Below are 26,164 nucleotides of genomic sequence, written 5' to 3' on the forward strand. Positions count from 1 at the left end.
TCCTCCCGGACGGCAGCCCGCTTATTCCAGTATCTTCTTGGCGATTTCGGCCAGGTCCGCAACGTCGACTTTGCCGTCCCCGTTCACGTCCGCCTTCTTGCTCGATTCCCAATCCGGACTTGATTGATCCTTGCCGTAATGCGCCGCAACGATCGCAAGGTCTCCGATGCTGACTTTGCCGTCCCCGTTCACGTCGGCCGGATTACCGCCGGTTGCACCCGGCGTTACGCTGACGGACACGGAAGCCGGAGCGGCTTTCGTTTCATCGCCGTTCGCCTGGCCCAGTACGGCGCTTGTCACTTCGATTCTTCCATTCACCGCCTTCGTCACCTCTTTCGCCTTAAATTGAATATCCAATACCTTCGCATCCTGAGAGACGGCGTGTTCGGCGCCTTCGCTCGCAAGAACGAGACGGAGGCGGCCCGGCGTGTCGTCCTTCGTTTCCACGACCTGTACGCCGTCCAGGACCGATGCGGCGGAGACGAATTCCATAACCTCCGCATCGTAGGTCAACAGCACATCCTGTGCGTAAATCCCATTCTTCAAGCCGGTCAGCCCATATTGAACCGTGAAGGACTTGCCTGCCCCGACCTCATGAGATCCGACAAGGGACAGCGTGACGGCTGCACCTTCGGTTTTGATCACGGACGCTTTAAAGGTTTCAAGTGCCTTCCCAAGCGTCTCTGCGGCGGCATTCACCTGTTCCTGGGTCGAAACCGGACTTTGAGCGGTCTCTCTCGCCTTCTGGATGGCATCACCTAGTAAAAGCTTGGACCCGGCCGGGTATTCTCCGGCTTTTGTTCCTTCCACCGCTTGATCGTGAACGGTCTGCGATTCCTCGATGAGCTTATTGAGCGCCTCCGTATCCACCAGCTGCGATTCCGTCGGATAGAAGCCGACCTCGGCCAGATGAACGGGTCCGCGCGACTGCAGAATCCGTACCCGGAACTGTTCGCCCGTTACCGGATTCGGAAGCAACAGGATGCGTTTGTATCCGACGGCTCCGCCTGCAGCAATCTGCTTCCATTCCCCTCCGCTTGTGCGCACATCGACCGCGAACGATTCGATCTGCTGGCCGTGTCGAATATCCTCCTGCAGCAGCACCTTATCCACTTCGACGGAGCTTCCCATGTCCAAAGTCAGCGTGCTCACGTCGCCATAAGCGGATTGCCACGACGTATCATAGGAACCGTCAGCGACTGCACCCGGGGCTGAGCCTGCAGCTCCGTTCTCTGCGGTAATCGTTGCCTGAAGGGCATGGTTGCGGGCAAAATCCCGCTTCATCCGCTGATTCCACTCTTTCAGTCTGGCGACGTCCGCATCCGGCAGCTTCCCTCGCTTATCGGGAGGAATGTTAAGCAAAAGCACCGAATTGCGGGCAACCGACTGATAATAAATATCCCTGAGCTGCGCAACGGTTTTCGGCTGCTGATTGTCATGGTAGAACCAACCGGGACGGATGCTGACGTCGACTTCTGCCGGCCACCACGTCAAATACTGCATGCCGTTGGCTGCCGCATCGCCGAGCGCTTTTCTGCTCCCCAAATCGGCTGATTTGAAGTCGGGATAATAGCCCTGCGTGCCATTCGGATTCATCGCAGCACCCAGCACGCTCCACTCATTCTCCCGCGCACGCCCCGATTCATTGCCTACCCAGCGGACGTCGTCTCCCGTCACGGCAATTACGGCATCCGGCGCTAACGAGCGGATCAGCGAATAATAGCTGTCCCAATCGTATTTCTCCTCTTTGCCTGCCGGTATGTTGCCTTGGGAGCCGTCAAACCAGACCTCATCGATCTCCCCGTATTCCGTCAACACTTCATATAATTGGTTCAGCATCATGGCTCCGTAGTCGGTCGCAGGCAGCTTGAACGTCCGCAAATCCTTACCTGTCCGGTCATCCCCCTGCACCAATGTCGGGATCGTCCGTTCCGAACGCTGGCTGCCATTCGCGAAAATGCCGTCGGTATAAGCTCCATGATCGGCTGGCGACAGATAAACCCCGACCTTGATTCCGTATTTGCGCATCGAGTTTACGAACTCCCGCAGCACATCCCCCTTCCCGTCCTTCCACGTGCTGCTTGCCACGCTGAAGTCTGTGTACCTCGTCGGATACAGCGCAAAGCCGTCATGGTGCTTGACCGTCAGAATCGCCATCTTGAAGCCGCCATCCTTCAGGGAACGGGCCCACTGGTCCGTATCAAGCTCCGTCGGCTGGAACCGGTTCGGATCTTCGTTGAAATTCCCCCATTCCGTGTCGTAGTACGTATTGATTCCATAATGCAGAAAAGCGGTCTGCTCATATTGCTGCCACGTCACCTGACGGGGCTCCGGGCGGACCAGGGAAGCTTTGGCGGCCAGCGCGGCTGAGCATTCGTTTGGCGCAATCGCGATTTTGTGACCTGGCCCTACATCTGACGGCAGCGTGCATGGACCGCCGGATAAGGCCAGGAAGCTGCTTCGGAATGTCCCTTCAATCTTGGCCAACGCCACGCCATACAGTTGGCCTTTCATCCCCGATGCCGAGGAAGGATCGGCTGATCCCGCATAAACGACCGTGCTCCGGCTCGCCGCGGGCTTCGATGACAAAACCGTTGTTGCGCCGAGCTGCGCTCCGTCCTTCCACACGCTTACCGCAGCCGCACCGTCTGCCCGGTCTTCGTATACGAGAGCCAAATGGGCAGATTCGCTGCCAAGCGCAGCGCTGAGCTGCTCCGTCCCTTTCGCTGCATTCTTTGCTGGACCGCTTACGAGAAGCTCAAGCGACTCCCCTTTTCCCCGCCTCAGTGAGACGGCACCGGCTAAGTCGATCAGCGTTGTACCCGGCAAAATGGCGGAGGGTTCGGCAGAAACCTCCGCAACGAAGCTGCCGTTCAGCTGGCCATCAGCCACGATCGAAACGGCGGGAGTAAATTCCAGGCGCGAGCTGCCGCCGTTCATTTGGAAACGTCCCAATCCCGGCATTTGCCCGCCTTCGATCTTCAATGTTCCTTGGATCGTTTCTTCGCTTGAAGCGGTATACAGGGTATCTTTCAAAGACCCCAGACCCTTTACGGATAGACTCCGTTCCACGGCCGCAAGATCCATGGTTTTCAAAAGCGAAGCTTGAAATGAGCCTTCGAAGGTAGATACAACCGCCTGGCCTACGGAACCCTTGAATCCCCGGTTCAAGCCTGCCGGATGCACCTCATTTCCGAAGCCGAATTTGGTGCCTCCGCTGCCGGCAGGCGCGCCTCCGATTTCCGAACGCAGGGATTGCAGCTCCGTCCCGTCCATAAATGCCCGGAGGGAAGCGCCGGATGCGCTTGGCTCATATACAAGGGCAAAGGCATGTTCCTTGCCAGCGGCCGGCGCGTCCGCGCTTGCTTTGAACTCCGTCCATTTGCCGTTCTGCTGTACATTGAACCCATATTCGAGCTTCGTGGCGGATTGATATCTCACATACATGTTCCCGCCTACAGCGATCAAAGTCGTAAGCGCACTCTGGCCCGCCTGCGGCTTAAACGCAGCCTCGATGACCAGCGGTTTATCGATCGTCCCCGTCCCGAGCGGTTCCGTTGCCGCAAATTCCACGCCGCTGTTACCGCCGGTGAGTACCACGCCCTCACCGAAGACAAGCTGCTCGTTCCCCGTACGCCTGCTGACGCTGCCAAACATCGTTTCTCCCGTCGAAGCGGTGTATCCCTTATCCGTGGAAAAGGAGCCGCCAAACCCGATATCAAGCAGCGGCCGGCTGGCAGCCGCTGCTTGGGAAACCGGGGATTGCACGGGGAAACTGACTAGCGCCATGACAAACGCGAGAAGAAGGGGCAGTGTTCTTTTCTTCATGTCTGTCACTCTCCCGAATTCAACAATTAAATAACGTTAATCCAATATTTTGCTGGCGATCGCAGCGAGATCGGCAATGTCCACCTTGCCGTCCCCATTGATATCCGCCTTCTTCGCTTGTGCCCAATCGGGACTCGAGGAATTCTTGCCATAATGGGCTGCCGCGATCGCGAGGTCGCCGATGCTGATTTTGCCGTCTTGGTTCACGTCCGGAGATGGACCCGGGGTTGCCGGAGTAACGGTTACCGTCGTTTGCGATAAAGAAGCCGTGGACTCCTCTCCCTGCGCATTACCGAACGTGATGCCCGTCAGCTTGACGATGCCCGTCTGCGTTTCGTCTGTATCCTTGGCTTTGAATTCCAGTTCTAGCACATCCGCATCCCCGGTTATGCCGCTTCCCGGACCGCTGCCTGCAAGGATGAAACGAAGATGACCTGCATCATCCTTTTTCAGCTCCACGATGGATACGCCCTCTCGCAGGGACTTGGCGTTCGTATAATCCATGACAGAGGAATCGTAATTCACCTGAATATCCTGGGCATAGATATCGCTTGTCACGTTCTCAATTCTATATTGCAGCTTAAAAGGACTACCGGCGGCGATCGGGCCGTTTACGCCGGTCAGCATCGCAGCAGGTTGATCCGGATCTCCGGCATCCGCTACGGTTACTTCGCTTGATGCGGTTTTGCCGCCGGATACGGTCGAGACGGTCACGGTTGTTTGGCCAGCAGCAAGCGGGGTAACGACTCCCTTGTCATCCACGCTGGCCACTTCAGGGCGGCTGCTGCTCCAAGTCACGCTTTGATTCGCCGCATTCGCAGGCATTACTGTAGCCGCCAGCTTTACCGGTGATCCCCCTTTTTTCATGGTAAGGCTGGGTTGATCCAGCGTGACTCCCTGAACCGGAACCTGCTGCGAAGACGTCCACGCCTCGACCTCCACGTAATGGTTGGAGCCGTTTTTGTTATTCCCGTTCGAATACAGCCGCACGTATCTGGCATTGACCGGATCAAAGGAGACGCTTTTGCCGTCGCTTGTCTCCGGGTATTCCGCATCCGTTCCTGCCCCCAGGCCGGCGCTGTTATCGGCATCGTTGTTGAAAACAGTCGTCACGCCGCTGGTGAAGTCGGCACGGTTCGAGAGCCGGATAATCACATCGCGATACGTTCTGGCGTCGCCGTAGTAATGCCAGACATTGACCTTGTTCAAGCTGTAAGAGGTGCCCAAATCCAGCTGAATCCACTGCAAGCCGTCATTCGGATAGCTGTCGGAGTAGCTCCCCGTCGCTGTGTTGCCGTCCGTGATTACTCCCGGGTTCGTGAAAGCCTTCGAGGAGCTCGGCATCACGCCTTCGGCGGCGTTGAAGCCCTGTGCGGCCGGAGGCTCTGTGGTCCACACCTCGGTTTCGACATAATGATTGGACCCGTTATACGTGCTTCCGTTCGAATAGAAACGGACATACCTTGCATTCACCGAATTGAAATTGATCGTTTTGCCCGCTTCCGTTTCGGTATATTCCCCATCCGTTCCTGCGCCGAGGCCTGCGCTGTTATCGGCATCATTGTTAAATACCGTGGTTACTCCGCCGGAGAAATCCGGGGTGTTCGACAGCTGCACGATAACGTCATGGTATTTCCTCACATCGCCGAAGTAATGCCAGAGGTTGATTTTGTTCACGTTGTAGCTGGCGCCAAAATCCAACTGTGCCCACTGCAGGCCGTTGTTCGGATCACTGTCCATGTAAAGGCTGGTCGTCTTGTTACCGTCCGTCATGCGGACGGGGTTTTTAAACGCCGCGGATGTGGTAGGCAGCTTGCCTTTGGCTATGTTGACGCTTTCGGTCGGCTCCGGCTGTGACGGCGTTTCTGTCGTCGGCACCGCTTCAAATACGAGCACCTGATAAGGGTTCAAGTAAATGGATGCCGGCGCATCGGCCGATGCGATGACCTTTCCGTAGTTGCCGTCGATTTCTTTAAACTCGTAGGTTTGTGCACCGCCGGCCGGAATCTCGAAGATGCTCTGTGGATCGATCGTGAACGATTTTGCAGTCGGATTCGGATTTCGAACCGCCAGGATGGATTTTTCCTTGGACCAGGAGGCGTATCCGTATGCCCCCTGATTGCTCGGACGGCCGATCATATGCGAATCGGTGAGCACGTTTACGTTCTCCCTTGCCCATTTCATATATTTCGCCAGATGATCATAGAAGCTGCTGTTCTCTCCGACGTCCGCCGGACGGATATACAGCTCATGAAGCGCAAATCCGGAGGCAAAATACCATTTCATGTCATCCCAGGTTTCCTTGGCTGTAACCGGGTCATTCAGGTTGGTATCGCCGTGGAGCGGGGGCGAGGTTTTACTGGAAAATACGAAGCCGTGAGACATAAGTTCGGAGATCGGATGCAGAATGTTCTGGTTCACGTTATGCTGATAAATGGCCGTATCACGGCCGGAAATCAGCTGCTGCCTCGGATTGCTGCCGATGCCTGCGGGTTGATCCTGGTCGTCGCGGTAAACGGAGTCGATATAAAAATACCAATAAGGGGAAGACCAGGTGCCGACCGTTACCGTCAGCCATACGTCCGGCTTATGCGCGCGGAGTTCCTTCGCGAGCTTCAATAACGATTCGTAATCCTTCCGGTTGCCTGCGCTCGGACCGCTTTGGAACAAGCCTCCGCCGATGCCGTCGATTTTAAAGGTGGTGACGCCCTGGTTATTCACCATGTCGAAGGCCATGCTTTTGACACGTTCGTAATAAGCAGGATCGGATAACATGAAGCCCTGCCCGTTGGTCTGATACGGCTGCGGGCGGGCCTTATTCGTATTGAGCCTCGCCGAAGCGTTCCCTCCGTAACCGCCGAATGGGGAGAACCAGACGCCGATATTCGAGTCGTATTTGGCTGCTTCCGCTTTGACCTTGGAAAATTGGTTCGGGAACTGCGTCTTGCTGATCGACCAGGTTTCCCCTGTCAGGTCATCCCAACTGTCATCCCATAAAAATGTGTTCACCGGAGCGCCTCGTTTGGTCCCGAGCTCGGTTCCCAGCTTGTTGATCACTTCCATGGTGGTCGTTTCGTTCTGAACGCCGAACGGCACGAGATCATACCAGCTGACATACTGGGCGTTCACCCGCCGGTAATGGATGCGGTCCCGTTCGAGGTAGTACAGGAAGCCCCTGCGCATTTGCGAGGGAGGACTGATGCCTATGGAGGCGGAATATGTCAAGGTTTGGGGAGCGGATATCACTTCGCTCGCCTTCTCGATCGATCCGCTGACGCGGCCGCCTTCGATGACGGATACCGCCATCGGATTCTCAACGCCCATGAAGGCGTTGCCTGCCGTAATCGTCTGCCCGGAATCCCGGCCGACGATTTGAGCGCCAGGCAGCGACATGTCGATCCACTTGGCATTTTTCAAATTAAAGGTGCCGGAGACCGGCTTCAGGACATATTCATGCCTGACGTTGTTGCTTCCGTCGCGCAGGATAAGCCCGAGGTCCAGATCGAATCGAAGCCCGTTCTTGTCATAGCGCAGCGTCGTGCTGATTTCTTTGCCGTTATCCCTATCCGACATGCGGATCGCTTCGGGATCGCCCGTCAAGTCATGCGCTGCCGGCGGTGTTAAGAGGGTCATGTCGGAGGGAGTAATCACCGTTCCGTCCTGCATCGTGAGGGTGAACAGCTTCGCATCGCTGACGGGTACGTTCGTGTTGGCGATCTTATCCGTGAACTGAGCGAGGCTGATGGTATTGCCCGATACCGTCCATTTCATGGACAGCACGTCATTATGCAGCTCCAATTGGCCTGCGGATATGGAAGAAGAAGCTTTTCCCGGGTATTTCCCCGGATAGTCGATCACGGAGTCCGTCTCAGAGGCCGCTTTGGCGGAGTGAAAGGTCAGCCCCGCCAGCAGTAAAGCCAGCGTAAAAGTTAACACCATTTTTCGGGATATGGTATACACGATTGACCTCCTTTTGGACGGGAGAATTTCGCTCCCGCCCTTCATTCTCGGAACAAGCAGATGCATTTGCTTACTGAATCATTCTTTTCGCAATGGCGGCCAAGTCCGTAATATCCACTTTACCGTCGTTATTCACGTCCGCTTGTTTTGCGTTCTCCCAATCCGGACTGCCGGCATCCTTGCCGTAATGGGCTGCAGCGATTGCCAGATCACCGATGCTGATTTTGCCGTCATGATTCACGTCTTCCGGCGCCCACGCCGAATCAGGCGTCATTTGAATAACGATGGAGGAGGAGCCGGCCTTGACTTCCGTGCCGTCGGAGCTCCCGAGCGTTGCATCCTCCGCTTTTACGACAGCCGGTGCCGCTTCCTTCACATCCTTCGCCTTAAATTGAAGCGCAAGTACGTCGGCATCATTCTGAACGGCATTTGCCGCACCCTCACTAGCCAGGATGAACCTCACCATCCCTGCCTCCTTGGCTTGCGATTCAATCAGCTTCACGCCTTCGGGATTCGCATCAGCCGATATGAAATCCATCGCGGCGGCGTCGTAACGGAGGGTAATATCCTGAGCATACACCGGCTCCTTCAGATGACGCAGGCCCAGCACGACTTCGAATGGTTTGCCCGATGAAACCGCTGCAGGACCCGAAAGTGTTACCGATGCTTCCTGCCCCTCAGCCGCACCTGCGATTACGTTGGTATGCAACTTGTTTCCATCCTCTTGAACCGGCAAAGCATTCCCGTATGCATTCATAATTTTCAGATTCGGATCAAAGGACGCCGTAAATGGATACGTACCTGGAACCATCCCGGGAAAAAGCGTTTCAAAAACATATTCCGTGCCTGCCTCGTTCTGGCTGATCAAGGGAAGCGTAACCTCCTGCTCCCCGATCTTTCCCTTCAAAGACCTGTCTCCGCTCAGCATGGTATAGCGGTCAAACACGGCTTTAACCTGCAGCTTATCCCCCGCGGCGTAACCATCAGGCTTGGCAGCTTCAAGCTGCATGGAAGTCAGCTTCGCCGGCGGACTTTCTCCCTGGCGCTGCCACTTCAGGTATTCAACATTGAACTTGACGAGATCCATGTTGGTTCCGTTTTCGTAAAAGAGCCCGATCATGCCGTTGTCCAGATTGGCGAGGCTGGAATAGGAATAGCCGCCTTCTTTGATAAGCTGTGAATATTTCCAATCGAACACGTATTTGGTTCTTCCATTGGCATAGACTCCATCCTCACGGATAAGTCCTGCTTTCACGGTTCCATTGATCCGACTGGACGAGTTTCCGGGGCTTGCAAAAATGACGGCTTCCTGCCCATCGATTTGTCCGTTATAGCGAATCACGGTCATTTGGCAGTACGGTGCAATCAGAGCCCGTTCCGTTTCGACCTGCGAATCCCAGGTTTCGCCTCCGTCAAAGCTGGTAGCAATCTGTGCATAACCGGAATAATTTCTCATGAACAGCTTCAGCTGGCCGTCCGGCATTTCCACAACCTGCGACTCCGTCAGCTCATTGCCGGTGAAATTACGTTCATGAAGCGTGACCCCGTTAACGATGCGCCCTTCATTCGGCGACTCCCCGCGGTGCCAGGTCTCTCCGTGATCATCACTGTAAATGACGGCACTGGCCTGTTGGCGGTTTTCGTTCGTAAAATACACCGGGAATACGAGACGCCCGGCATGCTCCCCTTGCGTAAGCTGAATTCCCGTCCCCGGTCCTGCTCCCAGGAAGGCCATCCAATCCTCTTTGAGACCCGGATTCAGGTTCACCGGGCCGTCCCAGGTGTTACCGTCGTCATCGCTGTGCCAAAGCTCGAGATATGATGTCATGATCGGTTTCAGCGGCGAGCTGCTGAGGAAAACATTGTTGATCTTCGTGTCGTTTTGATACAAGTTTCGCAGCTGATCAACCCGATACGAAGTTTTTTGATTGTTCCCGTCAAACACCTCGCCGTTTTCCCGTATCGTGTATTCACTGCCGCCGTTATCCTTCAGAATCATGTATTTCTTGCCGTTGACGGTTTTATAGCCGCTGCCCTGCACGGAGGTTGGAAATCCGCCTCCCTCGGGAAAACCGAGCACCAATGAAAAGATGCGCTTGGTTTGGCGATCCTGCAGCAGCTCCTGATCAATATTCGAAGCATTCCCCGGGTAATTGTTGATCAGCACGCCGTTTGGTTCCCAGGTTTCCCCGCCGTCGAGGCTACGGCGCACCATCATGTCGATGTTTGCAGGGGAATCGCCGCTATGGTTGATTCGTTTATCGATTCCCGCGATAAGCGCCCCTGATTCGGTATGGAGGAGCGATGGTATCCGGTAGGCGTTAGATCCGAAGAGACCCGGATAAAAGAGGGATACCGGCTTTGTAATGACCGCCCCTTCCGGCATCGGGTTTTGGGGTGCATCCTTTTGCGTCATCCCGGTGACATGAAGAAGCTGCTGATCCGGGAGCGGTTTGCCGTATACCTCCGCAAAATCAATTTCCCCGTTGAAAGGATACATGTTCGAGCCCGCCCTCCTTTCCGTTCGGCCGAGCTGGGCACTGTTTGGCGCATAGATATTGCTCATGAACTTTCTGGCCGAGGTCGTATCTTCTTTCACGAGCTTGCCGTCAAGGAAGTATTTATAGCCCTGCTCCTTGCTGACGACCATCGCTACGGTATGAACCTCGTTCTCCTTGACCGCAACATCTGCTTTGATATGCGTGTTCACGCTGGTTTGGCCAGGCTCCTCGTACCTGTTTTCACTTCCCAGAGCCGAAGGACTGACATAGAGTTGAAAATGTCCGTTTGGCAGTGTGCTGTTACTTAAGGAAAAGAGCGACATAATCGAATTTCCGGTATAACGGAACCGGACGATGATCGTCCCTTCTTCAAGCTTTTTCAGGACATCCACTTTGTCGTTCAGGCTTGTGAAGTTCTGATTGTAGATCTGCTTGTTCTCAGCCCGGAATATCAGGCTTGAATCGGGGTCACCTTCCAGCTGGGCACCAACCGTGATAGTGGATGGAAGCAGAGTGAACAGCAGCAGCAAACCCAGGAGCAACACGGTTACTTTTCTCATCAGAGATTTCCCCCCTCCCTCATTCGGCAATAAAGTTTGAAGAAAAAGGGCAGTGAGGCTGCCCTTTATTCCGGTCCTTACGGCTGCTCGATCATTTTCTTCGCAACGATGGACAAGTCGGCGACATCGATCGAACCGCTTCCGTCCAGATCCAGATGTTTCACGTCATTCCAGTTCGGGCTGGTTGAATCCATGCCATACTTGGCAGCGATCATGGCCAGGTCTCCCACGCTCACTTTACCGTCCCCGTTCACGTCACCGGAGGCAGCCGATCCGGATTTGATTTTCACGGTAACCGACGTATTTCCCATGATGAATTCCTCTCCCTTGTCATTACTGAGAACGGCCTGCGTCGTTCGCACCACGCCGTCGGTTTCCTTATCTACCGCGGCTGCCTTGAATCCCAGTTCCACAATATCGCCCGTGCCTGTGACCGGATGATCTGCTCCGAGGCTCGCCAAAATGATATGCAGCTTGCCTGGAGCCTGCGTGCTCAAATCGTTGACAATGGTGACGCCCTCTTGCAGAGCCTTTGCGGAATCAGCAACGTATTCCATCACGGCCGGATCATATTCAATCGTAATCTCCTGGGCATACACGTTCTGGGTTACGTCAGCGAAACCATACTTTACCGTGAACGTCTGACCTGGAGCGACCTGCTCCGCGCTCGCCTTCAGGGTGACGGACTGTTGGCCGGCCGCCGCCTCGGCTGCGGCTTTGTCTTGTGCTGCTGCATCGGCAGGCTGCGCGGGCGTTCCGGCTTCCTGCGGGGAGCCGCTTTCCCCGGGCTGCTGTTCCGGCGTCCCCGGTGTTTCAGGCGTTTCCGGCGAGCCGCCTTGAGCAGGCTGCTCTACTGCAGGCGGCGCACCTGCTTCGTCCCCAGCTGCCGCATGAGCCTGAGATGCGCTGAACATCAGCCATGCTGCCATCATCAATGCCGCGAACAGAACCATCCATTTTCTTTCCAAACGAACCGTCACCATTACCGATCACCTCTTCATTAAATTTGGGTTGGTATGTTATTGCCTACAACTATCGTCATTTGGCTTGCCACGGCGGCTAAATCCGCAATGTCGATTTTGCCGTCCCCGTTCAGATCCGCCCGCTTCGCCTGCTGCCAATCCGGGCTGGAGGAGTCCTTGCCGTATTGAGCGGCCACGATGCCGAGATCCCCGATGCTCACTTTGCCGTCGCCGTTCAGGTCGCCGGAAGCGCCCTCCGGATCGCCGGGAGTAATATCCACGGTCGCGGTATCCGATACCGCTTCCGTCTCTGCCCCTGTCGGATCGCCGAGTACCGCTTTGAGGATTTCGATGGTTCCGGTCGTCTTTTCTTGTACTGCTTTTGCCTTCAACTTCAGTTCAAGGACGGGTCCATCCGCACGGATGGCATGATCGCTGCCTGTTGCGGCGGCAATGATGCGGATTTCGCCTGATGGATCTGCCGTGGTCTCGATCAGAGCTACGGAATCAAGAGCCGAGGCTGCACTCAAGTATTCGAATTTGTCCTTGTCGTAACGAATGATGATATCCTGGGCCTGCACAGGGTTATGAATATGCTGCAGACCCATCGTGACGGTGACATCCGCACCGGATCGGACCGTTTCCGGATAGTTGAACGCAATCGCCGGCTGTGCATCGCCTACCGTCACGGAAGCGGAAGCCTCAAAGCCGCCTTCTTCCGTCGTGACGGTAATGACGGCCGTTCCCTTCGCCACTGCGGAAACTCTTCCGCTGCTGTCAACGGTCGCGATATCCGGGCTGCTTGTTTTCCACGTCACGTTTTGGTTCGCGGCATCCGCAGGCTGGACGTCAGCCTTCAATTGCCGCGTTTCGCCGGGGCTGAGGAGAAGCTCATCCCGATCCAGCTTCACGCCTGTGACCTTCGTTGCTGATGGCGATAAGGGAACGATCTCAAACCGTTTGATGGAGACATACGAACCGGAGGCGGTTGCATTTTTGTCCCCGGTGACCCGGATGGTTATGTGATGTTCTCCCGGCGGGAGCAGCGGCGACACGAAAATTTCCGCTTCGCTGTTCAGCGTCTGGGCGTAAAGATCGAACCGCTGCTCCGGGCCGTTATCTACGGAAATGGCTGCAATTCCCTGGTCCGGGCCTTTCGCTCCGACCAGAATGATTTGGCGCGCATTGAATCTCATTATGGCCGTATCTTCCGCAGCGGGGCTGCGGCTGACCGATCCTTGTTCCCAATTGCCGGTATACTGGATCTGATGAAGCCCGCTGCCTACTGTCCGATGATCCACATAAGTCCGGTTCAGCACGTCGGCCCGGTCAATAACGGCAAAGGTATCGCTGGCTGCAGCGTTTTTCCGGCCGGTAACCCGGACCTTGACCGTGTGCTCTCCTGGCGCGAGAACATCCGATACATAAAAATACTGGTTCGTCCGCACCGGCGCGTACAGATCCACCTCCTGCTCGGGGCCGCCGTCGATCGATACGGCCGCGATGCCATGCTTCGGATCCTTGGCTCCCCACAGCTTCACGGAGGTGCCGGAAAACTTCAGCCGGTAGTAAGCATCGGTCTGGTTGCTGTAACTGTCCCCGCCATGTCCCCAGCCCGCGCCTGCATATTCAAACTGGTTTATTCCCGTACCCTTGGCATCGTTTTCCACCGACAAGCTGCCCAGGCGCGTAGCCAGCTTCATTCGGCTCGTCGGACTGGCATCATCGAAGATGCCGAGATCGGCGAATATTTTCTTGGCCATTTCCAAGTGCCCGACTTCATTCGGATGAATAGCGTCGTTCAGCCATTCCTTCCGCAGCTGCTGGGCATCGGGAACGCGCTTGTTCCAGCTGGCGTAGTGGTCGATCAGGATCGCGTCCTTATCCACTGCCACCTGCCGGATGATATCCATATAATTGGTGAGATCTGATCTTGAAGCGTCGCCGACCGCGGGATTCGAGGTCTGCAGAACAGGGATCGCATTCACGGAGCGGATCCGGTCCGTGATGCTCTCGAGATTGGCCTTAAATCCGGCTCGCCCGGCCGTCCCCGCGGTCACGTCGTTCATGCCCAGCATGACGAATACCACATCCGGCTGAAAACGGGCAACACGCTGCTCAAATCCGTTCAGCACATCCCCGGTCCGGTTGCCGCTGATCCCGGTATTGATGACCAGGTCCTCGTCATGCCCCATCTCGGTGCGCAGCCTTTCCTGGAAATATTCGACATAGTTCCGCAGCCCATTGGTATGCACGGGACCGTGCGTAATGCTGTCCCCTGTGAACAGCCATGTGCTAGCGCCTTTGCCCGTAAGCAGATCCTTCAAGCGATCCATGTCTTGGGCGCCTGTCGCAGGCGTTTCAACCGCGAAGTCCGCGGGTGTTTCTCCGCTTCGTTCCGAACCTGGAATCCGGTAAGGAACAACCAGTCTTGATGTCGCGCTGCCGGCATCATAAATACTCAAAGCCTTAAACAACGCATTGGCCATTTCAAAATGACCGTACTGGTTCGGAAACAGCGATCCGCTCAGCCAATTCGCCCCCATGCGCTGCTGGTCGGGCAGCTTCAGCCAGTCGGCGTAATGATCGACCAGGACGACATTCTTCTCCTCTGCAACGGTCCGCAAAATGTCCACATACTGCGGCAGATCGGATCTGCCGGCGTTCCCGTACACCGGATTTGGCGTTTGCAGCAGAGGAATCGCACCCGCAGCACGGATCCGGTTCACCAACTCCTTGATGCTTGCCTTAAATCCTTCCCTTCCTGCCGGTCCGGCTGCCGCATCGTTCATTCCCAGCGTGACAGCCACGACGGCCGGATTGTGTCGGCCGACTTCGGATTCGAAGTTTTGAAGCAGTCCTGCTGCAGTTCCCCCTTGGACTCCGGCATTGATGACAAAGTCGTTGTAGTGCCCAAGCTCCCAGCGAACCCTTTCCTGAAAATAATCGACATAGCTGCGGAGCCCGCTGGTGGTTCCTCCTCCCCTCGTGATCTCATCGCCCGCAAATACCCATCTGCTTGCGCGATTTTCCGTCAGTAGTCCTCTCAGGCGCTTTAGGTCCTCCAGAGAAGCCTGTGAAGCCAGACGGTCGAGCTCGCTCAGCTTCAATCGGACCGTCATAATGTAAGGTGCTTTGGTATCCTGCGGGTCGAAATAACCATAGGAAGTCAGCACAAAGGTTCCGTCAGCGAGCACTACATTTCCCGCATAACCTGTATCGCCGGATCTTACGGATGGCGTAAAATCCTCCATCAGCCGGACGCGGTACTGTCCCTCCCTGTTATTCACGAGATCATCATAGGTGCCTACCCATGCGACCCAATCCCCTGCGACCCAGTCATCCAGGTTGGTAGCGCTCCGCCGGATGATATCCCTGAAGGTAATGAGCAGCCTGCCGGAGACCGGATCGTATTCCGCTTTATGGCGCTCCCCCATCAAAGCCCCCTGCATTTCGCGCGGCTCGGTCCACGTCTTGCCTTCATCATTGGAAAAGGCGATCATCGCATTGGTGCGCTTATGCTGCGCTCTCGCAAGCAGGGCGAGCTGACTTCCTTCCGGAGACCGGATGACTTCGATTTCGCATAGTCCCGCGTTCTTCTCAATGGCATCATAAGGAGCCAAAAGCCGTTCCGGTGCGCTCCATTGCTCGTTTCCGTTTTCATCATAAGAGAGGATCGTTTTCCAGTTGTTATATGAGTAATCATGAAAGATGCCCATCCATCGCTGCGCCCAGCTGCCGTCCTCGTTCTTCAGACGGGTCAGGCTGGCCATGGCCACGATGCCCGCTTTGCCCTCCCCTTTGAAAAATGGTTTGAACTCACTCCAGGTTGCCCCGTCATCATCGGAATACGAGGTCTGGAAGCCGGTGTCGCCATTGCGGACAAAGCCGCTGATCATTTCCAGCCTCGTCTTGCCGCCCGGCCCTTTAATGGAATATACCGTTGGGGTTTCCTGGCTTGCCGCCCAGCTCTCTGGCGTGCTCAGGCGGCCGCTCCAGCTGAGCCCTCCATCCGTACTCTTTTTCAGCACGATCGGTCCGATGCCGTGCCCCTTGGGATACATCGTGTAAATGGTTTTTCCGTCGTCCAGCAGCACCGAATCCGGATGGCCCAGATACTGGCCCGGCTCGCGGTCTGTCAGCACCTGGCGTTCCCGGTCCGCAGCCAGATCCAGCATTGGTATGGTATAGCCCAATTGAACGGGAGCCGAGCCGCTAAGCTCGGCGATTTCCGAAGCGGTCAGTGCCCGGCCGTAAACCTTCACGAACTCCATGTCACCGGCAAAATGCCACTCCCCTCCCGTGCTATCCACATTTCGACCGATCCACATGCCGCTTAAATTGTTAACATTCGAAAAGAAGGCCGTTGACGTGCTGTCTGCGCGAACCGCTCCGTCTACGTAAATTTTGCTGCCCGTACGGTCCACAGTCAGAACAGCCGTATGCCATTTGCCGTCATTGAAGGTCCCCGAGGCATTCATCCGGGTCGCGTATACATTATCTTCACGGTTCTCGAAGTAGACTGTGCCGTTATTCATCGTGAAGGACAGATTGCTTGAAGGCTTGAGTGTATTAGAAGCGCTGAGAAACGTTTTGGCGAGTGCGCTGCTCGCGGTTTTGAACTTTACGGCCACGGAGCCCTGCGTCAGAGCGGCAACTTTGCCGAGATCACCCGTAACATCGACGTAATCCCCCGTCCCGTTGAACGATCGATGGATCTGGTAATCCACGAGGGGGCCGCTCCCTGCATCGGAGGCTGCAGCCTGGATGCTCCCGTTGCCGGCGAACACAGACGCCGCCGGCAGGCAGAACATGAACAGCATCAGGAGGCTCTTCGGAAACCAGCGGCTACTCTTTCCTTTCAATGTCCCTCACCCTTTCATATCGCATGAACCTGTTACTTCAAAGCTTCGTTACTCCATCATCTTCTTTGCGATGGCTGCCAAATCGGCAATGTCGATTCGTCCATCCCCATTGATGTCCGCTCGTTTCGCCTGCTCCCAATCCGGGCTTGAAGAGTCTTTGCCGTAATGGGAAGCCACGATGCCGAGATCTCCGATGCTCACTTTGCCGTCGCCGTTCAAGTCGCCGGAGGCGCCAGTTGCATCGCCAGGCGTTATATCTACGGCCGCCGTACTTACAGCTGCGACCGTTTCCGCCCCTTCGGGATCGCCAAGTACCGCTTTGCCGATTGCGATCGTACCCGTGACTTTATCGTCCGCTGCTTTGGCCTTCATCTTGAGCTCGATGACGGGCCCATCCTTGCGGATGGCATGATCGCTGCCTGCCGCTGCGGCAATCATGCGCAGCTCCCCTTGTTTTTCGGCAGACACTTGAATCAGCTCCACCGCTTCCCGCGCCGAGTCGGTGCCGACATACTCGAATTTGTCACCGTCGTATCGGATCGTCATATCCAATGCTTGAACCGGTGCGGCTGTCAGATGCTGCAGCCCGATGCCCACCGTAAAGGATTCTTCTGCCTTGACGGCCTTGGGTGCGTTTATTACTGCTCGCGCTTCATCCGTCTCTTGTCCCGATACGAGGATATTCGCAGCTGCTTCTTTCCCCTGGTCTTTCGTCCGAACCGTCACAAGGGCGGTTCCTTCGCTCAGAGCGCTCACGAGTCCGTTATCGTCGACGGCCGCTACCTTTTCATCGGAGCTTTTCCAGACCACTTCGCGATTCGATGCGTTCTCCGGCGCGATGATCGCCGACAGCTGCTCGGACTGGCCCGGCTGCAAGGTGACGGAGCTTTTGTTCAAAGCAACCCCTGTTACAGCCTGGGCTTCGCCGGGGACGACTTCCATCCAGTCCATCACCACAAAGCGATCCGTCGCGCTTGTATTCTTCTCGCCGGTTACCCTGATTTTGACGACATGTTCCCCGGATGCAAGCACCGGCGAAACATAATAGGCATCGCTGCTTTGGCGGGCGGGCGCATACAGATCAATGAGCTGCTCAGCCCCGCCGTCGATCGACACGGCCGCAATGCCGTGCAGCGGCCCCTTGGCTCCATATACGATGACTTGCTTGCCCGAGAACCGCATCTGCACGTAATCGCCAGCGGCTTTGCTGTAGCTGTCCCCCTCGATCTTCCAGCTCCCCTTATAATCCAACTGCTGCAGGCCGGTTCCTTTCACGGCATTCTCCACCACCAAGCGATTTGTTATATCGGCCCGGTCAATGACGACGAACACATCACTCGCTGCAGCATTCTTCTTCCCGGTAACCCTGACTTTTAGCGTATGCTCCTTCGCTGCCAATATCGGAGAAGCATAGATGTACTGATTGTTCCGGCTGGAAGCATACAGGTCCACCTCAGTCTCGGGACCTCCGTCCAGCGAGATGCCAGCGATGCCGTGCTTCGGATCCTTGGCTCCCCAAATCTTGATTTGGGAACCGCTAAAACGGATCTGGTAATAGGCATCGGTTGTCTTGCTGTAGCTGTCGGAGCCATGGCCCCAACCGCCCCCGGCATATTCGACTTGATTGATCCCCGTGCCTTTAGCATCGTTCTCTACGACCGTGATGCCAAGCGGCTCCGGCTGTTCGGGATGGGCCACTCCGGGAGCATCGCCGATCTTTTGAACGCGTTCAAAAAACTGCTCCACCGTCGCCGATCTCGGCCCGCCCCATAACCGCTCTGCGAGCACCTGTCTGGCTTTTTTCGATTTCCCCTCGAAAAATGCATCTGTCTCCGACTCGCTGTTATCAGACCATACTGCCATTCGGTAACCGTTCAGCCGATCATTTTCAAACGGTACCCAGTTTTCGTAAATGTTCTTCAAGTTGACGGACAGGCCGAGTCCCGGCGTAACGTACAGGATCGGTTCCGGAATGCTGACGACGGTATATCCCTGATTCAAGATCCAGGAAGGATCCACGTCCTTCCACACGTTCAGCACGATGTCTTTATCCGGCATGATGCTGTATTTCTGGCCGCCATAATCCCACCAGCTCCACGCTTGCGTCGTTTTTCCGTGAGACTTGACCTGGTCGTTGACTTCGTTCATCCAATCGATAAACACGTCGTTCGTATATTGGAACCCTCTCTGCTGCGCGTAGGCGACAAGCTCCTGACAATTGGTCTGCGCAGAACCGATTTGATATTCGTCCGTACCAATGTGAAAATACTTTGAATCGAACAGCGGAATGAATTCCTCCAGCAGATCATGAATCCACTGGCGGTTTTCCGATTTGGTGATGTCGATCGTCCATCCGGTTTGCCCCCAGCCGTTGTTCATGGAGGTACACTGGAAGTTCAGCTTCGGATTGTACCGGGTCATAGTCGAAGCATGGGCAGGCAGATCGATTTCCGGAACAATTTCGACATGGTATTTCTTCCCGATGTCCTGCATACGCCGGATATCCGCTTTGCTGTAATGCAGATTGGAAGTCAGCCCCGGGTAGGTTTCGCTTTCCAGCCGGAAGCCGTTCCATTCACTGAAATGCATATGCAGCGTGTTCATTTTGTTCCAGGACAAACGCTTGATCGTATCCTCGATGCTGTCCATGGCGTAAAAATGCCGTCCGGTATCAAGCATGATGCCCCGCTCCTTCTGCCGGGGAACGTCGCGTATGCTCCCTTGAGGAGCTTGAGAGCTACTATTCTGCTTCATGATCTGCAGGAGCGTCCTCGTGCCGTAAAATATCCCGTCATCCTTGTTGGCCTGAATTGAAACGGAATCGGCAATGTTCATTTCATAGCCTTCATCCCCAAGCCCTGCATCCGCACCCGATAATGCCAGATAAATATCTCCTGCTTTTGCCGACATGCCGCTGAGGATGGACGGGTTTTTCCCCGTAATAAGTTTAAGGTCTTCTTGCAGCGTCTTGGCCGTATCCGACAGGACTTGGCTGTTCGCCGTTTCAATGACGATCCTGGAGTCTGCGTTCAGCTGGTAATACCCGCTGCCTCCCGTCCACTGCTGGATGCTCGGCACGACATTCGGGACCTCGTTCACGGGTGCCGCATATGTTACAGACCTGGCAGGTATAAGTGTAAACACGAGCGCCATGGCAAACCATACAATCGGCAGTTTCCTAACCACTGGAATGATCCTCCTCTATTCCATATTCATGATTTCGAAGTCCTACTGGGTGGTAATGCGGCTTGCCACGGCTGCCAGATCCGCGATGTCGACCTTACCGTCGCCATTGAGATCAGCGCGCTTCGCCTGTTGCCAATCGGGGCTTGCTGAATCCTTGCCGTATTGAGCAGCCACGATGCCGAGATCCCCGATGCTTACTTTTCCATCTCCATTCAAATCCTCCGACGGGCTGGATGGCCCTGGTACCGTCCTGACGGATATGGATGCCTTTCCGGCCTGGACTTCATCACCTTCTTCTCCGGCCAGGACTGCCCTCTCGATGCCGAAAGCGGCTTCTCCAGGCGCCTCTGCATCCTTTGCGACGAATTGCAGCCTGAAGAGCTCCGTATCCGCTGACAAAGCTTTGCCCGGACCCTCGCTGGCTCCGATGAGACGCACCTTTCCGCCTGATTCCTTGCTTTCCACCAGCGCCAATCCTTCTTTGAGAGATTCGGCGGAAACGAACCTGACGTGGTCCGGATCGTATGAAATGGACAGGTCGAACGCATACAGCGGTTCGAGGATATTTGTCAATTTTGCTGTGATTTGGAGCGTATCCCCTGCTTTCACCTCTTGCCTGTCGGATGTCAGCGTCGTCTGCAGCCCGTCTCCTTCCCCGGGTTCTTCCGTCGAATCCGCCTGTACGCTGAATTCGCGGACCTGCACCCACTGCGACTGCGAAGCCGTGGCACGAACCCGGATGAATCTTGCTTCAGTTCCCCCTCCTACCGTAATCTGCGCTTCAGGCTGGTCGCTTACCTCGGCAACAGCCTCCCAGGTATTGAAATCCCTGGAAACTTCGATGACACCATGGTGAATGTAATCGTTCGGTTTGGTCGCCGTTGACATCTTCAGGTTAATTTCCCGAAGGGATTGCACGGAGCCCAGATCGACTCCAACGTAATCGCCGATCGCTGGACTTGCGCTGGACCAATACATGGTCGTCTCGTCATGGTCCACCATCCGGGATACATTGTTGTTCTCCTGCGTTCCCATGGACGTCATCGGGGCCGGCTTCATCATGCCGCGGTTCACTCCGTAAATCCATCCCGTATCGCCAAAACCGCTGACGTATCTGCGCAGCGAATACGAATTTTGCAGCATGGTACCGTCAAAACGGTGGGCATACAGACTGTTCAAGGCACGCAGCTTTGCTTCCTTCGACGATGCATTGTCTCCTTGTAGCCTGTAATAATCGGCCTCCACATCCGCAATCGCGAATTGGATGTTCCAGTACAGGCGCTCAATCATGAACGAAGCGGAACTGGCATGGGCAGCTTTGGCCTGTGCGATTGCCAGCTGTGACCTGGCCTGTATGTAGTTATCCCGGGCCTTCGTCACGGCGTTCAGATTGCCGAAGTCGCCCGCAGGCTGATTGAATAACGAGCGCCCCGCCTCTTCCGTAAGCCGGAGATATTCGCTCATTTCCCCTGAAGCAGCCCCATACCTGGTCTCGGTATAGTCCGCTATCAGCGCTTGCGCGTCCGCTGCGGGGTTCCAGGACATTTGAGCCAAAATATAATGCGTTGGTTCAAACGTGATCCAGTCGCCGGGCTCGGAATAGGTGCCGATCCCGTTCACGCCTAAGGTTTTATAATAGGGAAGCTCCTGACCGATCAGCTGCGGAAAAACGACAGGCAGGGAATGAAAGGCATATCTGCGGTAATATTCATACATGGCAAGTTCGCCTTTGAAGACTTGTTTCCACTTGTTGATCAAATTGATGGAAGGTTTATTCACGGATGAGTTCGGGTCGAAAATCGTTTCCCGGTAGCTTCGGAAATAGGGAGCAAAATCAATAAGGATGGAATCGTCGTACATGTAAGCAGCACTTGGCGGCTGGTCATGAGACGCATATGCGATAGCCTCAAGGCGCACACCTGGCAGCTCTTTCTTCACGGCAGCGTGCAGCTTGTTGACGACGTAGGCATAGGCGTTCGCGCTGCTGCCGAATTTGGAGATCACACCCGGAGGCCAAGTGGCAACGTCGGGAGGCCAGGCATCGAAGATGCGTATTTCCGGCCTTGCCTTCATGTAAGCCACAACTTCGCCTACATAAGCATCGACGGCCTCGTCACTGGCGATATTGAATACGTTATAACCGTTGACGAACCAGTCCGGATGGGCCGCACCGTATTTCTCTTTGCGGAGGAAGCTTTCAAAGCCGTGACCGCCGACCTCTGCCATCATGCCTCTTTTGCTCAGCTCGGGAATGAGCTTCTCCCTCCAGTCATCCCAGCGGGTATTGCCCTGAGCAATATAATCGTAAGGCACGACCAGCGTATTCAGCTTGTTTTTAGCCATCCAGTCGATGAGCGCAGGCAGATTCTCCGCCGAATGGCTCCACCCCTCCTCTACGTATTTGCGGCGGACCGTAAAGCCAGGCTCCTGCACCTCGTGGATGGAAGGCAGCGTGATGGAACTGCGGGAGGGCACATTTTCGGCATGAATGCCGTAGTTTTCGAATGTCGGGGCAAAAAACTTCACGCCCATTCTCCCCAGCACCTCGTAAGCGGCATACAGCGTGCCGCGATCATTAACTCCCGCCAGAACAAGACCGTTATCGGTTGTGTCTATGGCGAATGAATCCTCCTTCATTCCATCCAGCTTCGCATTCGCGGTATTCAGCCATGCAGCCGGTATATCGGCCGTTTGCTTGCCGCCGACATAAGGTTTTGCCTTATCGCCGGTCAGGATGAGCAGTGCGCTGGATAGATGAACCGGGGTACTTCCTTCTTCACCTGTCAGCTTCCCCCGTACGACTGGAACTACCGTCCCGCTGATTCGTTTGATATACGCTTGAAGCTCTCCGGCAGCATAGGCCGCTGCCTTAGCATCCGAATCTTGGCTCCACCAAAGGATGGCCGATTCCGCTTGCCGTTGATCCACCAGGGTTTTTTCATTCCCCTCAAACGAATCGGCATACGCGCGCGAGCCTGTCTCGAAATAACCCCAAAATAAGGACATGATTAACGCCAAATTCAACCATCTGATTCTTTGTTTGTTCAACACGCACGCCTCCTTACGGCCGAGTTTACCGGTAAACCCATTTGTACAGCAGAGAAACAATGAACTGCCGGACGCCCTATTAATCCTGTCAATCTCGCTATTTACCTCCCTTGTTCGTTGTGTAAAGCCAGACGGCACGGTGACATTTTCCCCTGCCGCCTGGCTCCAATCGTTTAACGGATGATCTTTTGGGCCACGATTGCAAGATCCGCAATATCGATCGATCCGCTACCGTCCAGATCCAGATGCTTGATCTCATTCCAGTTTGGACTTGAAGCATCTTTGCCGTATTGAGCTGCCAGGATGGCAAGATCACCGATGCTGACTTTGCCGTCGCCGTTCAGATCGCCCGGTTCTCCAGTGCTGCCGGCATATATTTCAATCCTTGCCGAAGCAGGGCCCGCCTCGGTTTCCTTTCCGTCTGCATCCGCGAGCCATGCGTTTGCCGTTTGAACTGCTCCGCTTTTCGTCTCGCCGACATCTTTGGCTTTAAAAGCCACCTCAGCAACTTTTTGGTCTCCGGTCACGCCGTGTCCCGCTCCTTCGCTGGCCACAATCAGGCGGATTTTACCCGGTTGGTCCGTTTTGGCCTCGATCAGCTTAACCCCATCCAGCAGGGGGCTCGCAGAGATGAACTCCATAAGCGATGCGTCGTAAAGAACCGTGATGTCCTGCGCAAACACGCTTGTCGTCAAACGCCTCACTCCGATCTGCACTTGGAAGCTTCCCCCTGACGACACCCGGTCCGGGCTTACGACATACGTTTCCTCCCCTGATCCTTCGCCTACAGTTCCCGAGTTGATTTCGGCGTGCAGTTTGTGATTCTCGTTGTCGGCTGCGAGTGGGACTCCATAAACGCTCCTGATCGACAAGCCATCGGAGAATACAGCGTCCAGCGAATATTTGCCCTTCGGCAAATCCGGGAATTCCGCTTCAAACACGAACTCCGTTCCTGCGGCATTTTGCTGAACCAGATCAAACTCAAGCGGACGGTCTCCGATCGTACCTGTTAATTTCCGGTCTCCGCTCAGCATGACGTAGCCGTCGAACACGGCTTTGATCCGGACCCGTTCCCCGCTCTCATATCCGCTGCCGGCGGCTGACTCGAGAGCGATGGACTTCAGTTTAGGCTCGGGCTTCTGCCCTTCCCGCTGCCATTTCAAATATTCGGCGTTGAATTTGATAAAGCTCATGTTGGTATTGTCCGTGCCCTCGTACAGCAAGCCGATCTTTCCGCCGCCCAGGTTCGCGAGGCTGGAATAGGCATAATGCCCATCCGTAATTTTTTGCGCGTATTTCCAGTTGAATTTGTATTTCGTCCTGCCGTTCGGGTACTTTCCATCCTCCTCGATCAATCCGACCTTAACCGTCCCGCTCACTCGGGAGGAAGAGTTGGCAGGGGCCCCAAAAATGACAGCCTCCTTGCCGTCGATTTTGCCGTTGTAACGGATGGCCGTCATTTGGCAGTACGCGGCGATCAGGTCTTTTTCGGTAACCACGGTAGCATCCCAGGTTTCTCCCCCGTCGAAGCTGGTCGCGATTTGTGCGTATCCGGAGTAGTTGCGGATGAACAGCTTCAGCTGTCCGTCCGGCATTTCCACCACCTGGGATTCCGTCAATTCGTAGCTTGAATTGGTGAAGTCTTTCTCATGGATGATGGTTCCGCCGCCCACGTCGCGCCCTTCGTTCGGCGACTCGCCCCGGTGCCAGGTCTTGCCGTGGTCATCGCTGTATATGACTGCGCTGGCCTGCTTGTTGTAATCGTTCAGAAAATAAACGGGGAACACGAGTCTGCCTTTATGCTCGCCTTCCTTCAGCTGGATGCCGGTTCCGGGACCCGTGCCGAGGAAAATCATCCACTCTTCCTTGACCACCGGATTCAAATCCACCGGCCCCGTCCACGTCGCCCCCTCGTCATCGCTGTAATAAAGCTCCAGATACTGCGTCTTGAATGCTTTTAACGGGGAGTTCGCCGCGAAAACGTTGCTTACTTTCACGCCGTTTTTGAAGAGGTTCCGCTTGGCATCGACGGTATAATCGGTAAGAGCTCCTGCGGAATCGTACACCTTCCCTTCGTCACGAATGGTATATTCCTTGCCGCCGGCATCCGTCAGATACATATACTTCTTGCCGTCGACGGTCCGGAACCCGGTGCCTTTGTAGGCGTTATTACCGAAGCCTCCAAGCAATCCCCCACCGTTCGGGAAGCCGTCCACAAGCGAGAAGATTCTTCCGGTCTCCTCGTCCTGCATCAACGATTGATCGATATTGGAAGCCTGGTCGGGATAATCGTTGATGATAATGCCGCTGCTCTCCCATGTCGCTCCCTGATCCATGCTCCGGCGAACCATCGCATCGATGTTGTTCGGAGAATCGCTTCCGTTGGGTACTCTTCGGTCAATGCCCGCAATCAAAGTACCGGCCTTCGTATACAAAAGCGCAGGGATGCGATAGTTGTTCGAAGACATGAAACCGGAATAAAAGATGTTTTGCGGATCTGTGATTTCGGCATTGTCGGGTTTGGGGTTGGTGACCGGGACTGCCTTGGTAACACCCGTAATGCTCGCCAGTGCCGAATCCGCCAGCGGCTTGCTGTATACTTCCGCAAAATCGATATCGCCGTTCAAATTATAGGTGTTGCTCCCCGCGGGTCTTTCGGTCCTGCCCAGCTGCGCGCTGTCCGGAGCATAGACCCTGTTCATAAATTGGCGGTCTGACGTCGTGTCTCGCAGCACCAGCTCTCCGTCCAGAAAATATTTGTAGCCTTCCTTTTTATCCACGACCATCGCAACCGTGTGCACTTCATTCGCTTTGATGGCAATGTCTTTCTTGACGTGAATGTTGCTGCCGGGATTGTTGTTATCCTGATTGCGGTTCTCGATGCCTATCGCGGAAGATGTCACGTAAAGATGAAAATGATCATTGGGCAGCGTCCGGTTGGAAAGAGAGAACAAAGACATGACGTTGCCAGCGTTGTAACGGAATCTGACGATGATCGTACCTTCTTGCAATCCCTTCAGATCATTGACTTTATCGTTCAGATTCGTGTAGCTGCCGTCGCGGATCTGCTGATTCTCCACTCTCAGCACAAGGCCGTCATCCGTCTCGGCCGCATGGGATACGCCTCCCAGCCACGTCGACGGAAACAGCAACAGCACCACTACCAAACTCAAAAACACAACCTTCGCCTTGCGCATATTTCACGCTCCTCTGGATTTCCGTTCGCGAATTCATGAGGATAAAGGGTAGGTCCA

Annotated in this window: 8 protein-coding genes and 1 pseudogene; all 9 read right to left on the minus strand. The window is 55.3% G+C overall.

Features of this window, described 5'->3' with window-relative positions; genetic code table 11:
* Positions 1–21: 21 nt before the first annotated feature.
* Positions 22–3,828 carry an alpha-L-fucosidase gene (locus tag ACTHPM_RS08665; protein ID WP_440394777.1) on the minus strand — a complete coding sequence of 1,269 codons (3,807 nt, stop codon included), beginning with the start codon at positions 3,826–3,828 and terminating at the stop codon, positions 22–24.
* A gap of 36 nt (positions 3,829–3,864) precedes the next feature.
* Positions 3,865–7,788 carry a galactose-binding domain-containing protein gene (locus ACTHPM_RS08670; RefSeq protein WP_440394778.1) on the minus strand — a complete coding sequence of 1,308 codons (3,924 nt, stop codon included), beginning with the start codon at positions 7,786–7,788 and terminating at the stop codon, positions 3,865–3,867.
* 70 nt (positions 7,789–7,858) lie between these two features.
* Entirely contained in the window at positions 7,859–10,849 is a 2,991-nt protein-coding gene (locus ACTHPM_RS08675; protein ID WP_440394779.1) for a sialidase domain-containing protein, read from the minus strand.
* A gap of 77 nt (positions 10,850–10,926) precedes the next feature.
* The gene (locus ACTHPM_RS08680) at positions 10,927–11,817 is read right to left on the minus strand and encodes a cohesin domain-containing protein (protein WP_440421506.1); all 891 of its coding nucleotides are present in this window, start codon (positions 11,815–11,817) and stop codon (positions 10,927–10,929) included.
* A 32-nt stretch (positions 11,818–11,849) separates the two neighbouring features.
* Positions 11,850–15,875, minus strand: coding sequence for a GDSL-type esterase/lipase family protein (locus ACTHPM_RS08685; RefSeq protein ID WP_440395388.1), 4,026 nt, complete (start codon positions 15,873–15,875; stop codon positions 11,850–11,852).
* 159 nt (positions 15,876–16,034) lie between these two features.
* Positions 16,035–16,634: pseudogene (locus tag ACTHPM_RS08690) on the minus strand (LamG domain-containing protein); the annotation flags it as partial.
* Between the two features lie 90 nt (positions 16,635–16,724).
* Positions 16,725–19,862: a family 20 glycosylhydrolase gene (locus ACTHPM_RS08695; protein ID WP_440394781.1), complete on the minus strand. Its 3,138-nt coding sequence runs from the start codon at positions 19,860–19,862 to the stop codon at positions 16,725–16,727.
* A gap of 42 nt (positions 19,863–19,904) precedes the next feature.
* On the minus strand, positions 19,905–22,910 hold the full coding sequence (locus ACTHPM_RS08700; protein ID WP_440394782.1) for a DUF4838 domain-containing protein: 3,006 nt from the start codon (positions 22,908–22,910) through the stop codon (positions 19,905–19,907).
* Between the two features lie 173 nt (positions 22,911–23,083).
* Positions 23,084–26,107 (minus strand): sialidase domain-containing protein, encoded by a 3,024-nt coding sequence (locus ACTHPM_RS08705; protein ID WP_440394783.1) that lies wholly within the window; start codon positions 26,105–26,107, stop codon positions 23,084–23,086.
* Between the last annotated feature and the right edge of the window lie 57 nt (positions 26,108–26,164).

Origin of the sequence: Paenibacillus sp. SAFN-054 (assembly GCF_051966755.1) — a bacterium.
Taxonomy (GTDB): domain Bacteria; phylum Bacillota; class Bacilli; order Paenibacillales; family Paenibacillaceae; genus Paenibacillus_AQ.

What these genes read in the sequence shown, in the direction of transcription:
- ACTHPM_RS08665 (WP_440394777.1), bottom strand. Translation starts at nt 3,828, where the DNA reads ATGAAGAAAAGAACACTGCCCCTTCTTCTCGCGTTTGTCATGGCGCTA.
- ACTHPM_RS08675 (WP_440394779.1), bottom strand. Translation starts at nt 10,849, where the DNA reads ATGAGAAAAGTAACCGTGTTGCTCCTGGGTTTGCTGCTGCTGTTCACT.
- ACTHPM_RS08685 (WP_440395388.1), bottom strand. Translation starts at nt 15,875, where the DNA reads ATGTATCCCAAGGGGCACGGCATCGGACCGATCGTGCTGAAAAAGAGT.
- ACTHPM_RS08705 (WP_440394783.1), bottom strand. Translation starts at nt 26,107, where the DNA reads ATGCGCAAGGCGAAGGTTGTGTTTTTGAGTTTGGTAGTGGTGCTGTTG.